Source organism: Actinomyces mediterranea (genome assembly GCF_900155595.1).
Taxonomy (GTDB): domain Bacteria; phylum Actinomycetota; class Actinomycetes; order Actinomycetales; family Actinomycetaceae; genus Pauljensenia; species Pauljensenia mediterranea.
The window spans coordinates 142,950-158,997 of sequence record NZ_FTPB01000004.1 but is presented as its reverse complement, the minus strand read 5'-3'; the positions used below and the strand labels follow the sequence as shown (position 1 = coordinate 158,997).

15 protein-coding genes are annotated in these 16,048 nt (G+C 65.2%); 1 reads left to right on the top strand and 14 read right to left on the bottom strand.

The features are described from left to right. The 14 genes from BQ7471_RS04680 to BQ7471_RS04610 form a co-directional block, all read right to left on the bottom strand. Nucleotides 1-819 carry a F0F1 ATP synthase subunit delta gene (locus tag BQ7471_RS04680; protein ID WP_076464616.1) on the bottom strand — a complete coding sequence of 273 codons (819 nt, stop codon included), beginning with the start codon at nucleotides 817-819 and terminating at the stop codon, nucleotides 1-3. Further along, nucleotides 816-1,382 (bottom strand): F0F1 ATP synthase subunit B, encoded by a 567-nt coding sequence (gene atpF, locus BQ7471_RS04675; RefSeq protein ID WP_076466154.1) that lies wholly within the window; start codon nucleotides 1,380-1,382, stop codon nucleotides 816-818. Before atpF ends, BQ7471_RS04680 begins: the two co-directional genes overlap by 4 nt. Before the next feature lie 5 nt (nucleotides 1,383-1,387). After that, complete coding sequence (atpE, locus tag BQ7471_RS04670) at nucleotides 1,388-1,597, bottom strand: ATP synthase F0 subunit C (RefSeq protein ID WP_076464614.1); 210 nt, start codon at nucleotides 1,595-1,597, stop codon at nucleotides 1,388-1,390. Nucleotides 1,598-1,648: 51 nt separating this feature from the next. Then, nucleotides 1,649-2,530: a F0F1 ATP synthase subunit A gene (gene atpB / locus BQ7471_RS04665; RefSeq protein WP_076464613.1), complete on the bottom strand. Its 882-nt coding sequence runs from the start codon at nucleotides 2,528-2,530 to the stop codon at nucleotides 1,649-1,651. A gap of 124 nt (nucleotides 2,531-2,654) precedes the next feature. After that, complete coding sequence (locus BQ7471_RS04660; RefSeq protein ID WP_076464611.1) at nucleotides 2,655-3,083, bottom strand: hypothetical protein; 429 nt, start codon at nucleotides 3,081-3,083, stop codon at nucleotides 2,655-2,657. Further along, nucleotides 3,076-4,197, bottom strand: a complete 1,122-nt coding sequence (locus BQ7471_RS04655; RefSeq protein ID WP_076464610.1) for an MraY family glycosyltransferase — start codon at nucleotides 4,195-4,197, stop codon at nucleotides 3,076-3,078. The genes BQ7471_RS04660 and BQ7471_RS04655 overlap by 8 nt, the downstream gene beginning before the upstream one ends. 24 nt (nucleotides 4,198-4,221) lie before the next feature. Then, entirely contained in the window at nucleotides 4,222-4,872 is a 651-nt protein-coding gene (locus BQ7471_RS04650; protein ID WP_076466153.1) for an L-threonylcarbamoyladenylate synthase, read from the bottom strand. Between the two features lie 331 nt (nucleotides 4,873-5,203). Beyond that, nucleotides 5,204-6,235 (bottom strand): zinc-binding dehydrogenase, encoded by a 1,032-nt coding sequence (locus BQ7471_RS04640; protein WP_076464608.1) that lies wholly within the window; start codon nucleotides 6,233-6,235, stop codon nucleotides 5,204-5,206. 263 nt (nucleotides 6,236-6,498) lie between these two features. Further along, nucleotides 6,499-7,347 carry a N5-glutamine methyltransferase family protein gene (locus BQ7471_RS04635; RefSeq protein ID WP_076464606.1) on the bottom strand — a complete coding sequence of 283 codons (849 nt, stop codon included), beginning with the start codon at nucleotides 7,345-7,347 and terminating at the stop codon, nucleotides 6,499-6,501. A 92-nt stretch (nucleotides 7,348-7,439) separates the two neighbouring features. Continuing rightward, entirely contained in the window at nucleotides 7,440-8,546 is a 1,107-nt protein-coding gene (gene prfA / locus BQ7471_RS04630) for a peptide chain release factor 1 (protein WP_076464604.1), read from the bottom strand. Nucleotides 8,547-8,656: 110 nt separating this feature from the next. Next, on the bottom strand, nucleotides 8,657-8,878 hold the full coding sequence (gene rpmE, locus BQ7471_RS04625) for a 50S ribosomal protein L31 (protein WP_076464603.1): 222 nt from the start codon (nucleotides 8,876-8,878) through the stop codon (nucleotides 8,657-8,659). A 223-nt stretch (nucleotides 8,879-9,101) separates the two neighbouring features. Continuing rightward, nucleotides 9,102-10,877, bottom strand: a complete 1,776-nt coding sequence (gene rho / locus BQ7471_RS04620) for a transcription termination factor Rho (RefSeq protein ID WP_076464601.1) — start codon at nucleotides 10,875-10,877, stop codon at nucleotides 9,102-9,104. Nucleotides 10,878-11,123: 246 nt separating this feature from the next. Beyond that, entirely contained in the window at nucleotides 11,124-12,074 is a 951-nt protein-coding gene (thrB, locus tag BQ7471_RS04615; protein ID WP_076464600.1) for a homoserine kinase, read from the bottom strand. Nucleotides 12,075-12,076: 2 nt separating this feature from the next. Beyond that, the gene (locus BQ7471_RS04610) at nucleotides 12,077-13,384 is read right to left on the bottom strand and encodes a homoserine dehydrogenase (RefSeq protein WP_076464598.1); all 1,308 of its coding nucleotides are present in this window, start codon (nucleotides 13,382-13,384) and stop codon (nucleotides 12,077-12,079) included. 467 nt (nucleotides 13,385-13,851) lie between these two features. Between BQ7471_RS04610 and BQ7471_RS04605 the strand changes: the two genes are divergently transcribed. Beyond that, entirely contained in the window at nucleotides 13,852-15,972 is a 2,121-nt protein-coding gene (locus BQ7471_RS04605; protein ID WP_076464597.1) for a pyruvate formate lyase family protein, read from the top strand. The last annotated feature ends 76 nt before the right edge of the window (nucleotides 15,973-16,048 follow it).

Genomic DNA, 16,048 nt, shown 5'->3' with positions numbered 1-16,048 from the left:
TCAGCTCGCCAAGACCCGCCGCATATCGGCGATCCTGGTGGCGAGTGATGCATCGATGGAGGTAGTGTCCGCCCTCAGGCGGAATCCGCCGACGACCGAGGTGTCGACGGAGATCGCGAGGGAGATGTCTGCGTTGAATCGTCTTTCGAGGAGGGCGCGAAGGCGCGCCGCCTGTTCGGCGTTCATCTCAACGGCGCTCTCGACGGTGACGAGCAGCTTGTTCTGCATACGCGCAGCCCACTCGGCGAATCGGCGCAGATTCACGAGCAGGCGCCCGTGGCGTGAGCGTCCGACCGCGCGCCTGAGCAACCGCATCGTCCACCCCGTCAGGTGCTGGGAGAAGAGACGCGTTGCGAGGTCGCCGCGCTCGTGGGATGTTCCCGTCCCCAGATCCGACAATCGTAGGCGCAGCTCGCGCTGTCCAGCGAGGAAGTGGCGAACCTCGAAGAGCTCAGCCTCGACCTCGAGGAGTCGGGATGCCCGGTGGGCGTCGGTGAGGACCGAAAGGATCCCGAGAACTTCGAGAGCATCATGGAGTGCCTCGGGTTTCGACCAGTGGTCGCGCACGATCGCGACGAGCACGGTCATGCACGCCTCGGTCACGCTGGAACCGAAGGCGTCTCGAGCCAGTTTCTCCTTGTCGTCGCCACTGCGCGCAGGGTCTGTCAACGCGCGAGACAAGCGGACATCGCCTTTGACGATGTCGGACAATCCGAAGAAGTCCTCCGCCACGCGCATCGCGTCAGTGTCGACCAATGCGAGGGCGTCATCCAGATTCGACGTATACGGGACGGATCCGATCCTTGAGACGACTGTCATCGAGTGCCGACCTCACTCGCCCTGGCCGTATCGGCCTCGAGATCGTCGAGGAATCGATCGACGACGCGACTGGTGAGGGCGGTATCGGCGAGGTGCTCGCCAACGATCTTCTCGGCGAGTTCCGTGGCGAGGAGACCCACATCGGCGCGCAGTGAGATCTGTGCCGCCTGCTTCTCGGCGAGGATCTGCCTCTGTGCGACGTCGAGGATGCGGGCGGCCTCGGACTGTGCCTCGGTGCGCGCGGCGGCGATGATTCCCGCGGCCTCTTCTGTCGCCTTTTCGCGGATCGAGTGCGCGTCGGCATTGGCAGCGCGCAGGATGTCCTCGCGCTCCCGAGCGGCCGCAGCGCGCTCTTCCTTCGCCTTATCCGCTGCCGCGAGTCCGTCGGCGATTCTCGCCTGGCGCTCATCCATGGTGGCGTAGAGGCGCGGCAGGGCGAAGCGTCCGATGAGGAGAAGCACAACGAGGAGAACGAGCGCCGCCCAGAAGATCTCGTAGAGCGGGGGCAAGACGACGGCGAGTCCGCCGACTGCTTCCTCGCTCGCTGCGAAAACCTGGCGCATCGTCGTCACCTGACGATGAGCGGAAGGACGAATCCGATAAGACCGAGAGCCTCGACCATGCCCGCACCGATCACCATATTGGTGAAGAGGCGGCCTGCGACCTCCGGCTGGCGGGCGGTCGATTCCTGGGTCTTGCCGACGAGGATGCCGATGCCGAGGGCGGGGCCGAGGGTGGCCAGGCCGTAGCCGATGTAGGCGAATGCAGCGGTTGCCATGGTGTATTTCCTTCTGGTTGAACGCCCTGGGGCGTGGGATTTCGTCGGTGCTCAGTGAGCCTCGACGGCCAACTTGATGTAGACGGCGGACAGGATGGTGAAGATGTAGGCTTGGAGGAAGGCGACGAAGACTTCGAAGAGGGTCATGAGGAGCATCGCGGCGCCCGTCAGCGTTGATGCGGCTGATATCGCAGACAGGGTGTGGAGCAGCATTGCCGTCCCGAAGTACGTCATTCCCAGGAGGAGGTGGCCTGCGATCATGTTGGCGAGGAGTCGCAGGGTGAGGGTCACGGGGCGCACGATGAAGGTCGAGAGGAACTCGATCGGCGTGATGAGCACGTACATCGGCTTCGGCAGTCCCGGGGGGAATAGCTGGGACGCGAAGAAGCGGCCGACGCCCTGCGCCCTGATACCCGCACTGATGAAGGTGACGTAGGAGATGATCGCGAAAACCATTGGAACTGCGACGACCGATGATGCAGCGATGTTGATGCCGGGGATGACGCCCGCAAGGTTCATCGAGAGAACGGAGAAGAAGGAGAAACCGATGAAACCGGCGTATTTGCGTCCGTTCGTGGGGCCAAGCATCTCAAGGGCGACATTCGTGCGGACGAAGTCGGCGAGGAATTCGACGGCCATTTGACCCCGCCCGGGAACGAGTTTCGGCTTGCGCGCGACGGTGACGAGGATGAGGCAGACGAGTGCGCCCATGATCACCCGGGCGAGGGTGAGCCGGTTGAACTCGAAGAACGTACCCTCGCCGAAAATGGCCGATGGGAAGAAGTCTTCAAGTTCGGGCTGATGCGGATGCTGTGTGAAGGCCGGGACTGCCGTTGCGGCGATGATGACGATAAGGGTGACGAGAAGGATCCAGTACCACAAGGGCTTCGTGCTGCGTCCTCGTCCCGACGACGACGGTGTTTGCGTGGACAGCGTATCCTCCTGGGCGTCTCGGGCTGCGTTGGCGGACGGTCAGAGTGCCTTTTCAAGCAACTCTGCAATGGTAGCAGTACCAGCGCTATTGTTCAGCGCGGTGCAGGGCGTCCGATACACCCGATCATGTCGCAGAGCCGGGCGCTTCAACAGTGAACTGGCGCATGTTTGCCAGGACTGCGACTTCGCAGATCATCGAGGCGGATATGGTCGCGACAGCGGCAATCGCAGCAGGGCGGACATCCATGCCCGCAAGATGCGGCGCATAGAGCAGAATGACGAAGAGCATGATGCGGGCGGGATATGAGGCGAGCACCCACACCATCCGCTTGGATTCGGAGCGGATCGCCCGATTCAGGCACCACCATTGGACACTCAATACTGTGATGGTGAGCATGATGGAGAGCAGTGTCACAGACACGGGCACGCGCGACGCCCACGCGCACTCCCCGATGACGAGGACGATGCCAATGATTCCGAGGAGTCGTCCCAAGCGCGCGGAGGCTCGTCGCAATGGATCCTCATGCGCCTCAACAACCGCCGTGTCACTCATGCGGGGACTCCTTTCCCGGTCGTGCGCGATGCATTCCCGTGGGGAACTCCTGCGCCGTCAGATACAGCGCGCCGAGGATGAACGGAGTTGTCACCATCGCCACCGTCTGCCAGTCGACGATCAGCAGGAGCACTGCCGGGATGCAGATGACTGCGGTCCACAGCCACAAGAGGGCGACGACGCCCCTGTGGGAGTGTCCGCGCGCGATAAGGCGATCGTGGAAGTGCGAGGTCCTATCCGCGCGGAACGGACTCTTGCCGCGCAGCAGTCGCCTCGTCGAAGCGGTGACGAGATTGAGGATCGGCATGAACATCACCGACAGGGGCAAGACGATGGGCATGAATCCGACGAATAGCTGCTGGCGCCCGAGGACGGATGGGTCGACCTGGCCGGTGACGATGATGGCCGCCGCCGCCAGCACGAGGCCAAGGGTCTCAGCCCCTCCACCCATCATGATCGACGACGGGTGGAAGTTGAAGTAGAGGAACCCGAGGCACACGCCGACGAGCGCCACCACGATGAGGGAGGCAGTCGTTGCATAGGATGCGGCACCCATGATGCGGCTGAGCAGGTAGGAGTATCCGAAGAAGGACGCGGCGCCGATGGCGATGATCCCCGCGGCGAGGCCGTCGAGCCCGTCGATGAAGTTGACGGCATTGACGATGCCGACGACGAGGAAGACCGTGACGATGAGTGAGAGCCTCGACGAGCCGATGGTGATCCCGAAGATGGGGAAGGTGACGAGTTGGACGCCCGCGAATGCCATGAGACCGGCGATGAGCACCTGCCCCGACATCTTCGTGACCCAGTCCAATTCGATGACGTCGTCAATCACTCCGAGCAGGCTCATCGCCGCTGCAGCACCCATGACCGCCCACGGTACGGAGGTCGTGTACAGGGGGGCCATATAGGGGATCCTGCTCGCCACGAGCAGGGTCACGATGAGTGCGATCGTCATGGCGATGCCGCCGAGCCTGGGGACCGGGGCCTTCTTGATGTCTCGGGCTCTCACCTCGGGCACGATCCCCCACACCAGGCACGCCCAGCGAACGATGGGGGTCAGCACAGTGGTGACTCCCATCGCGATGAGCATGAGGAGGATGTAGACCTTCATAGCGCCGAGCGTGTCCTTGAGCCGTCAGTCGAGTGATGCGATGTCGCATCCGGCGGATACGCACACCTGATCTAAGGATAGGACTCCCAGTCGGATCACTCGTGGCGCGCCGTGGGCGAGGTCGATGATTGTCGAGGGCGTCGCCCCCGGTGTCGGACCCGCGTCAATGTAGGCGTCGATAGCGTCCAAGAAGGCGGCGTGAGCCTCGTCGACGCTGGTCGCAGGCGCTTGTCCGGTGAGATTCGCGCTGGTCACAGCCATCGGCCCCGCAGCTTCGAGCAGTTCGAGAGTGCGCGGATGGTCGGGCATGCGCAGTGCGATCGTTCCGCCCGTGTCTCCCAGGTCCCACCCGAGGCCGGGCCGCGCATCGAGGATGAGGGTGAGTCCCCCGGGCCAGTGGGCTCGTGCCAAGCGGTGCGCGACATCGGCGGCGCCGACGCATAACTCGTCGATCGCCCCCGCCGAGGCGACGAGCACGGGGGGCGGCATCTGGCGGCCTCGCCCCTTCGTGGCGAGAAGTGCGCCGACGGCAGCCGGTTCCGACGCAGCGGTGCCGATGCCGTAGACGGTGTCGGTGGGCAGCACAATGACGGCCCCTGCTGTCACGAGGGCGGCCGCGTCAGCCAGGTCACCACTCTCCCAGGCCGTCCGGCAGTCGAAGAAGCGAGGGTTCACTCCCGTATTGTCGCACGCCTGGTGACGAGCATCCGATCGCATCCGGCTAGGCCTACAGAGTCACTGCACCCCCATCCATGAACCAGGCATGAGAAAACCGCCCCACTCCGACTTCTCCCAGGTTGGGGCCGATCTCACGAGATTGTTCGTTCATTGGAGCGGATGATGGGAATCGAACGCACATCCTCTGCTTGGAAGGCAGGGGCCCACCATTGAGCTACATCCACGCTCGCTCTCACGAGTGCTCCATGGTGGTCGCGCGCTTCGCTCGCGACGAAGATGTCGTGGGCTCAAATCCCGCCACCCTGGCCAATAGCACTCCGACCAAACCTCACATCTCCAACAGGACCTTGATCGCGCGGCGCTCGTCCATTGCGACGTATCCTTCGGGGGCCTTCTCTAATGGGATCTTCATGTCGAAGACTCGTCCGGGGTTGATCCGCCCGGACAGGATCCGCTCAATCAGGTCCGGCAGGTACGAGCGCACGGGTGCCGGGCCGCCAAAGAGGTGGACCTCGGCCCCGAACAGCACCATACCGGGGATCTCGACCTCGTGAGCGACTCCCACGAAGCCGACGTGTCCGCCGGGCCTGCAGCACCCGATGGCCTGCAGCATCGACTCCTGCAAGCCGACCGCTTCGACCACGCTGTGGGCGCCCAGTCCCCCGGTCATCTCGCGGATGCGCGCCACACCGGCCTCGCCGCGTTCCTCGACGATGTCGGTGGCACCGAATTCACGGGCGATGGCCTGACGCTGTGGGTTGCGCGACATGGCGATCATGCGCTCAGCGCCGAGCTCGCGCGCGGCCAGCACTGCGGACAGGCCCACCGCGCCATCGCCAACCACGACGACGGTCTTGCCCGGACCTGCCTCGGCGGCCACTGCGCCGAACCAACCGGTGCCTAGGACGTCGGATGCGGCGAGCAGCGAGGCCAGGACATCAGGATCCTCGGGGCGTCCGCCGGGGACCTTCACCAGGGTTCCGTCGGCGAATGGCACTCGCAGGTACTGAGCTTGGGCGCCGCTGATGAAGGGACTGCTCTCAGCTGCGGTCGTGCAGCGCGACGGGTAACCTGAGGCGCAGATCTCGCAGGTGTTATCGGACAGGCAGAAGGATCCAACGACGAAGTCTCCGATTTCCAGTCCTTCGACGGCCTCACCCAGTTCAACGATGGTCCCGACGTATTCGTGACCCATGGGCTGGTTGTCAACCTGTGTGACACCGCGGTAGGGCCACAGGTCGGAGCCGCAAATGCAGGCTGCGGCGACTTGGAGAACGGCATCGGTGGAGTCGATGACGACGGGCTTGTCGACGTCCCGGACCTCGACTTTGCCCGGGGCGATCATGTAGGTGGCGCGCATGAGCCTTCCTCCTGGAGGTACACGACGAATTCTTCGGAGCCAGATACGAGGGCGGATCATCCGCCTCCTCTGCACGCCCCCGTGCGAGCGGCCCCACATCCAGTTTCCCTCATGCGGCCCGATTCCGCGCGGGGTGCAGGTGGGCGCGAGACTCCCCCTGTTGTGCCATGGGGCTCCCCACTGTCATGCCGAGGCTCGTCATCGCGCATTTTCACCACTGGAGGTCATGACCTCGAGGCAGCTTCGGTAATGATTTCGCGGGGTCAGGGGGTGCGAGCAAGGAGCATCCGGTCGTATCCGGCCAGGTCCGCCCCTGTCGAGACCTCCACGAAACCGGCATCAGCGGCAGCCTCGCGCATGAGCGCGGATTGACTGGGCGAATGCTCGACGACGAGCAGCCCCCCCCTGCGCAGAAGCCTGCAGGCGCGCTCAATGATTCTGCGGGGAATGTCCATGCCATCGACTCCCCCGCCGTAGAGCGCCCGCGCGGGGTCCTTCATCGCCTCCACCTGGGTCGGCGCCTCCGACTGGGGAATGTAGGGCGGGTTCGAGACGACGATGTCGACGCGGGCATCGAGGTCGAAGAGGGTGTCGCGAGCAGTGGCATCGGCATGCACGACCCGCATATTCCCCAGCGTCAGGGTCCGCGCATTGAGCTCGGCGAGCGCGACCGCGCTCTCGTCGATCTCAACGGCGTCAACGATCGATTCGGGAACCTCCACCGCAATGGCGCATGCGATCGCCCCCGAACCGGTGCACAGGTCGACGACGCGGGGGCGCCCTCCGGTGCGCGAAAGGCGCAGGGCCTCTTCGATGGCAATGCCTGCGACGACTTCAGTCTCAGGGCGACAGGCGAACACCCCCCGGCGCGCATGGAGGGTGAGTGTGCGGAAGTACATGCGCGAGGTGAGGATGTGCAGCGGCGTATGGGCTTCGCGAGCGAGGACGGCGTCGATGAAGCGACGGCGGGCGTCCTCGTCGACGGGCTCGCGGATCTGCCAGGTGCTCGCCGCATCGCATGCCCATTCGAGCAGTTCGCGAGCCTCATTCGCCGCGTTGGAGGCTTCGAGCCCTGCCAGGCGCGATCTCGCCCACGCGAGCAGGCCGCTCACCGGAGCACCCGGCGCGGGCTCACAGGGGAGTACGGGGTCGTCTCCGACTGGCGGGGCTCCCGCCCCACCACGGGGCCGACCGCTGGATGGCGTCACTGTGCCGCCGCCTGCGCAAGCCTCTCCGCCCCGTCGACGTCGCGCAGAGAGGCGATGATCGGCGAGAGTTCCCCTTCGAGGACGCGGTCGAGGTTATGGGCCTTATAACCGGTCCTGTGATCGGTGATGCGATTCTCAGGAAAGTTGTAGGTCCGGATGCGCTCAGAGCGGTCGACGGTACGGACCTGGGAGAGGCGCTGGGCCGATGCCTCTGCCTCCCTCTTCGCCCGGGCCTCGGCGGCCAGGCGCGAGGCGAGGATGCGCAGCGCCGCCTCCTTGTTCTGCAGTTGGGACTTCTCGTTCTGCATGGAGACGACGATCCCGGACGGCAGGTGGGTGATGCGGACGGCGGAATCCGTGGTGTTGACGGACTGGCCTCCCGGACCGGAGGAGCGATACACGTCGATGCGCAAATCATTCGGATCGATGACGATCTCGTCCTCGTTGTCGATTTCCGGCATGACGAAGACTCCGACGGCGCTCGTGTGGATGCGCCCCTGCGATTCGGTGACGGGAATGCGCTGGACCCGGTGGACCCCGCCCTCGTACTTGAGATGGGCCCACACGCCCTCGTCGGGGGCGGGGACTCCCCTAGCACGGATGGCGAGGGTGATGTCCTTGTAGCCCCCCAGATCGGAGTGGGTCGACGACATCTCGGTGACGGACCAGCCCTTGGTCTCGGCGAAGCGGGAGTACATGCGGGCGAGGTCGGAGGCGAAGAGCGCGGATTCTTCTCCGCCCTCCCCCGCCTTGATCTCGAGGATCGCGTCGAGGGCGTCCTCCGGGTCGCGCGGCGCGAGGATCGTCACCAGTTCCTCGTATGCGCCGTCATAGAGGGCTTGGAGGTCGGGGATCTCAGCGGCGAAGGACGCGTCCTCCGCCGCGAGTTCATGAGCGGCCTCAAGGTCGTCGCGTGCAGCGATGAGGCGGTCAGCTGCGGCGCGGATGCGTCCGAGTTCGGCAAAGCGGCGCCCCACTGTGCGCATGAGTCTTGGATCGGCGAGGGTCTCGGGCGCGGACATCTGCGCTTCCACCTCGTCGTATTCGGCCAAGAGCGGGTCGAGGGCCGCAAGCGCGCCATCCGTTCCATCATGTGCTGCCATCAGGGGTCTCTTTTCATCTGTCGACTGGACGGAGCCGCCGTTAGAATGCACGGCGGCGCCGGTGATACGAGATCACCGGCGCCACGAGAACTACTGCGCGAGGCGCCGCCTCACTTGGAGGGGCGGACTCGCTTGCCGTAGCGGGCCTCGAAACGGGCGACGCGACCGCCGGTGTCGAGAATCTTCTGCTTGCCCGTGTAGAACGGGTGGCAGGCCGAGCACACGTCCACGCGCATCTCGCCGGAGGCGATGGTGGAACGGGTGTGGAAGCTGTTCCCGCAGGTGCAGGTGACGAGGGTATCCACGTAGGTGGGGTGGATGTCCTTCTTCATGATGTTCTCCTGGATTCGTTGGTGCCCCGGGTCCGGATTCGCGGGTCTTTCCGCATCTGGCGGATCGCTCCCCTCCCGTCCGACCGAAGTCGACGGCGGCGAACCGGTGAACCGATGGCCGATTCGGCCATTGTGCCAGTTCTTGGCGCCCGCGGTCCACGCGCACGGCCCTCTTCGAGCGTGAGACGCGCGACCTTTCAGGCACCCCGGCGCCCGGCGACGGTCAGTCGACGCTCGGAGTGGTCTTCTGAACGAGCATGAGGAATTCGGCGTTCGACTGGGTTTCCTTGAGCTTCTCAAGGATGAGTTCGAGCGCCGACTGCTGCTCAAGGGTCCCCAGGACGCGACGGAGCTTCCACATGATCCGCAGTTCTTCGGGGTTGAAGAGCATCTCCTCACGGCGGGTGCCCGATGCATTGACATCGATGGCGGGGAAGATTCGACGATCGGCGAGCTGGCGGGACAGGCGCAGTTCCATATTGCCGGTGCCCTTGAACTCCTCGAAGATCACTTCGTCCATCTTCGATCCGGTCTCGACCAGCGCGGAGGCAATAATCGTGAGGGAGCCGCCCTCTTTGAGGTTGCGGGCAGCGCCGAAGAACTTCTTCGGAGGGTACAGAGCCGAGGCATCAACGCCGCCGGAGAGGATCCGGCCCGACGCGGGTGCCGCGAGGTTGTAGGCGCGCGACAGGCGAGTAAGGGAGTCGAGGAGCACGACAACGTCTTGGCCGAGTTCGACAAGCCGCTTGGCGCGCTCGATGGCGAGTTCGGCGACGATCGTGTGGTCTGAGGCGGGGCGGTCGAAGGTGGAGGCAATGACCTCTCCCTTGACGATGGAGCGCATGTCGGTGACTTCTTCTGGGCGCTCATCAACGAGGACGACCATGAGGTGGACCTCGGGGTTGTTGAGTTCGATGGCCTTGGCGATCTGTTGGATCACCATGGTCTTGCCCGCCTTGGGCGGGGAGACGATGAGGCCGCGCTGGCCCTTTCCGACGGGGGCGACGAGGTCGATGACGCGCGGCGTGTAGGCCTTCGCGGAGGTCTCCATGCGCAGCTGCTCGGTCGGGTACAGCGGCGTGAGCTTGCCGAATTCGCGGCGCGCCTGCGCCTCTTCGATGCTCATCCCGTTGATGGAGTCGACGCGAACGAGGGCGTTGTACTTCTGGCGCTGGCGCTCGCCCTCGCGGGGCTGGCGCACGGCGCCCGCAACGGCGTCGCCGCCACGCAGGCCCCAGCGGCGGACATTGCCGAGGGTCACGTACACGTCATTGGGGCCTGGGAGGTATCCGGAGGTGCGCACGAATGCGTGGTTGTCCTGGATATCGAGAATGCCCGCAATCGGGGCGAACTGGTCGTCTTCGCGGACCTGATCGTCGCGCTCAGCACGGTTGCGGTCGCGACGATTGTTCCGATCGAAGCGGTCTTGCCGATTATTGCGGTCGCGACGGCGCCCATTGCGATCGCGGCGCCCCTTCAAACGCTCCTCAGCGTCATCCCCATCGGGTAGTTCGATCGCATCGAGAGTCTTCGCGGAGGCGTCGGCCTGGGGCTCGGCGCCCTTGTCTGCGCGCTCGACGGGCTGGGGTAATTCGATAACCATCGGCGCGGGTTCGGCGGCCTCGGCGCTCACCGCGCGACGGCGACGCGACTTGCGGGGCGCCTGAGCGGGCGCATCCGCGCCGGGTTCGGGGGCCTGTTCTGCGGCCTTGTCTGCGCGCTCGACGGGCTGGGGTAATTCGATAACCATCGGCGCGGGTTCGGCGGCCTCGGCGCTCACCGCGCGGCGGCGCGTGGTACGGGGCGCTTCAACGGCGGCGGGTGCATCGGCTGCGGGCCCGGAGTCTGCTGACGACTGGGACAGGACGTCGATGAGTTGGGACTTGCGCATCTTCGACGTGCCTTTGAGGCCACGAGTGGAAGCGAGCGCCTGGAGTTCGGCGAGCTTCATGCCCTTGAGCTCCGTCGCGGATGCTGGGGCGGCTTGTTCGTTGCTCACGAATGTTCCTCACTGGAAAAGTTGCCCTGCACGGGCATATGACAATTCCCCAAAAAATTTGAGAGGGGATACGCGCCCGGTTGATGAAGCGGCGCGCAACGATGCCTGAATGGCACGGTCACGGGGACCATTGGGGCAAGCATAGCAATCGCCCGAGCAGATGCGCATCATCTCGCACGAATACGGTGATTGCGAGTAAAACATCACACTCGCGCCGCTCGACGATGCCTGCAGTGCCGACCCTCGTTACGAGCGGCTCCCGGCACTAGCGAGGCGCCCCCTGGTGATCGTCACTCCGCGGTCTGCGACGTCGAGCATCATCACCGTCCAGCCCGCGCCCTGCGCATCGTGCCTGACCTGCGCGGGGACGGCTTCGAAGGAGATGACGGCGGGGCCCGCGCCCGACACGGCGGCGGCCATTCCGCCCGCCCGCAACCAGTCGACGAGGGCGAGTGAGGGCTCCATCGCGCTTCTCCGCTGCTCCTGGTGCAGCCGGTCCCCCGTCGCGTCCATCAGCAGTTCATGGAAGGAGCGTCCGCCGACGGATTCGCTCGCACCTGAGAGCAGCGCCGACAGAAGGGCCGACCGCGCGAGGTTGTAGCGCGCGTCGATGTGGGGCACGAGGTCGGGCAGGGCCGACCGCGCGGTGGAGGTCTGCAGTTCGAAGTCCGGGATGAAGATGACGGGGGCGATCCCCTCGGGCGGCGTCAGTTTAACCGCATCGGCGCGCTCCCCCTCACACCAGGCGACGGTTGCGCCGCCGAGGACGGCGGGGGCGACATTGTCGGGGTGGCCCTCCATCTCGGTTCCCAGAGCGAGGATGTCGTCAGGGCCGAGGACGTCCTCGTCGCCGATGAGAGCGCGGGCGAGGGCGATTCCGGCGACGATCGCCGATGCCGAGGAGCCCATACCCCGCGAATGGGGGATGCGATTCGTGCAGTGCATGCGCACGCCCACCTGGGGCGCGCCGACCCGGTCGAGTGCGAGGCGGAGCGCCTGGATGATGAGGTTGGACTCCCCTGGCGCGACAGTGTCCGCACCTTCTCCCTCGATGACGACCGAGGAGGGTCCTGCAGTCGCATGGACGCTCACCTCGTCCCACAGGTCGAGGGCGAGCCCCATGGAATCGAAGCCGGGGCCGAGGTTCGCGCTCGTCGCGGGGACCCGGACGGCGACGAAGTCATCGCGCAGTCGCACGCTCACTCTCCTTCGACTCGGATCGAGGAGGTCACTTCGCGCACCGCGTCGGAGACGGCGAGGGCGCGGGCGACAGCGCGCAGATCGGCCTCGCGCGCTAGGTGCGTCGTGACGACGATGACGCAGGCGCCGGGCTCCTTGTCGTCACGCTGGTGGACGGATTGGATGGAGACGCCGTGACGGGCGAAGATCCCCGACACGTCGGAGAGCACGCCGAGACGGTCCTCGACCTGGAGGCGGATCTGGTAGCGGGTGAGCGTCGTTCCCGGGTCGAGGATCGACAGGTGGGCGTAGACGGATTCGCGTGGGGCGTGCCCGCCCCACGCCCGGTGGTGGGCGGCGGCGACGAGATCCGACAGGACCGCCGAGGCTGTGGGGGCGCCGCCAGCGCCCTGTCCGTAGAACATGAGGCGCCCCGCGGCCTCGCCTTCGACGACGATCGCGTTGGAGGCGCCGTCGACGCTGGCCAGGGGGTTGTCGAGGGGGACGAGGGCGGGGTGGACTCGCATGGCGACGCCTTCGATTCCGTCCTCGCCGACGCGGCGCTCGGCGATCGCGAGGAGTTTAATGGCGTAGCCGAAGAATGCCGCCTCAGCCATGTCCTCGGAGGTGATCGAGGTGATGCCCTCGACTTCGACGTCGTCAATCCCGACACGGGTGTGGAATGCGAGGGACGCGAGGATGGAGCACTTGGCCGCCGCGTCGAGGCCGTTGACATCGGCGCTGGGGTCGGCTTCTGCGAATCCGCGCGCCTGCGCTTCGGCGAGGGCGTCCTCGTAACTCAGCCCGCGTGTCGCCATGGAGTCGAGTATGAAGTTCGTCGTGCCGTTGACGATGCCCATCACCTTCGTGATGCGGTCCCCTGCGAGGGATTCGCGCAAGCCATAGACGACGGGGACCGCGCCGGCGACCGCAGCCTCGTAGTAGAGGTCGGCACCCGATTCGGCGGCCGCCGCGTAGAGCTCGGGACCGTGTGCTGCCAGGAGGGCCTTATTCCCGGTGACGACGCTGATTCCGCGGGTGAGTGCGCGAAGAACGAGGGTGCGCGCCGGTTCGACCCCCCCGATGAGTTCGACGACGAGGTCGGAGCCGTCGATGGCGGCTGCGGGGTCCGTCGTGAGGAGTTCGCGTGCAATGGGCGCATCGCGGGGCGCATCGACGTCGCGCACGAGGACGGAGCCGACCTCGAGGCGCGCTCCGGAACGCGCGGCGAAATCATCGGCCTTCTCACCGAGGATTCGAATGACCTGTGAACCGACGGTTCCTGCCCCGAGGACTCCAACTTTCAGCGTGGGCAGTGACTCGACCACGGCTACTACTCCTTCATGTCGAACGGCTGGGCGACGCCCACCGGCGTCGTGTGCGATAGAGCATAGGCGCCGACACCGGCATTCGGCACCGCGGTCCACCCGCACCCGTTAATATTCGGCTCGCTCATCATCTGTGGCGCCCTCGTCCAGGTGGTCGGTGAAGGTTTAGCGACAGTCGCCGCCCATACCCTCTTCACCCTCGGCTCCGCACGTGACGCACGCCATTGGTCCTAGCGATCGCGCCCAACAATTTCAACAGAAATAGGACTTTAGGTCCAGTACTTATTGATCGACGGCGAGCAGAAAGGGGATGTGTGAGAACAGTAATAGGACGCTCGTCGGCACCGTGTGGAAAACCCTCCCCGATAGAGCAACAATGAATACAGGTGCCCACCAGGCATGAGTTGGAGAAGAATCCATAGACGCATTCCCAACAGTGGAGTGCGGTGCAATCGAGAAGAGGAATGATGACGACAGAGCAGACCGCTCCTACCGTCCCCACCCGCGACGCATGGGAAGGCTTCGTCCTCGGCCCATGGACCGAGGACATCGACGTCCGCGACTTCATTCAGCGCAACTACACCCCTTACGAGGGCGACGCCTCCTTCCTCGCGGGTCCGACCGACAAGACCCTGCGTGTCTGGGACACCCTCGAGCAGAAGTATCTGGCCGAGGAGCGCAGGGTCCGCATCCTCGACGTCGACACCCACACCCCCGCCGACATCGATGCCTTCAAGCCCGGCTTCATCTCCGAAGACGATGATGTGATCGTCGGCCTGCAGACGGATTCGCCGCTCAAGCGCGCCATGATGCCCAACGGCGGATGGCGCATGGTCGAGACCGCCCTCAAGGAGGCCGGCAAAGAGGTTGACCCCGAGGTCAAGAAGATCTTCACGAAGTACCGCAAGACCCACAATGACGCGGTCTTCGACATCTACACCCCCCGCATCCGCGCGGCCCGCTCCTCTCACATCATCACCGGTCTTCCCGATGCATACGGTCGCGGCCGCATCATCGGCGATTACCGTCGCGTCGCCCTCTACGGCATCGACGCTCTCATCGCTGAAAAACAGGCAGCCAAGGACCGCTACGCGGATGAGCCCTTCTCCGAGCACTGGGCCCGCTACCGCGAAGAACACTCCGAACAGATCAAGGCCCTCACGAAACTCAAAACCATGGCGGCCGACTACGGATTCGACATCTCCGGGCCCGCCCGCACCGCCAAGGAGGCGGTCCAGTGGACCTACTTCGGCTACCTCGCATCCGTGAAGTCCCAGGACGGCGCGGCCATGTCGATCGGGCGCCTGTCGGGATTCTTCGACTGCTACTTCGAACGCGACCTGAAAAAGGGTCTCATCACCGAGTCCGACGCGCAGGAGATCATCGATGCACTCGTCATCAAGCTCCGCATCACGCGCTTTTTACGCACCATCGACTACGACCAGATCTTCTCGGGCGACCCCTACTGGGCCACCTGGTCGGACGCCGGCTTCGGCGATGACGGGCGCACCCTCGTCACGAGAACCTCCTTCCGACTCCTTCAGACCCTGCGCAACCTGGGCCCCGCACCGGAGCCGAACATCACGATCTTCTGGGACGAGGACCTGCCCAAGGGCTACAAGGAGTTCTGCGCCGCCATCTCGATCGAGACCTCGTCGATCCAGTACGAGTCCGACGGCCAGATCCGCGAGCACTGGGGAGACGACGCCGCCATCGCCTGCTGCGTCTCCCCGATGCGCGTCGGCAAGCAGATGCAGTTCTTCGGCGCCCGCGTCAACGCCGCCAAGTCGCTCCTCTACGCCATCAACGGCGGCCGCGACGAGATGAGCGGCAAGCAGATCGTCGCGGGCTTCGAGGGAATCACGGGTGACGGACCGCTCGACTTCGACGAGGTCTGGGCCAAGTACGAGGACATGCTCGACTGGGTGGTCGGCACCTACGTCGAGGCTCTCAACATCATCCACTACTGCCACGATCGCTACGCCTACGAGTCCATTGAGATGGCGCTGCACGACTCAGAGATCGTCCGCACCATGGGATGCGGCATCGCGGGACTGTCGATCGTCGCCGACTCACTGGCGGCCATCAAGTACGCGAAGGTGACGCCCGTGCGCGATGAGACCGGCCTGGTCGTCGACTACATCACCGAGGGCGAATTCCCGACCTACGGCAATGACGACGACCGCGCCGACGACATCGCCGCCACGATCGTCCACACGATCATGGAGAAGATCCGCGCCATCCCGATGTACCGCGACGCGATCCCGACGCAGTCGGTCCTCACGATCACCTCGAACGTCGTGTACGGCAAGGCGACGGGCAGCTTCCCGTCGGGCCACAGGGCGGGCACCCCCTTCGCACCGGGCGCCAACCCCGAGAACGGCATCGATACCCACGGCATGGTCGCCTCCATGCTCTCCGTCGGCAAGCTCGACTACAACGACGCTCTCGACGGCATCTCGCTGACGAACACCATCACCCCGTCGGGACTTGGCCGCACGAAGGACGAGCAGATCTCGAACCTCGTCGGCATCCTCGACGCAGGATTCGTCCCCGACGACTCCTGCGAGACGCAACTCCAGAACTGATCAATCACCACCCGTTCAGAGGGGCGGAAACTCTGCCCCTCCACCGGCCCAGCCGGCCCCCACAAAGGAGAAACAC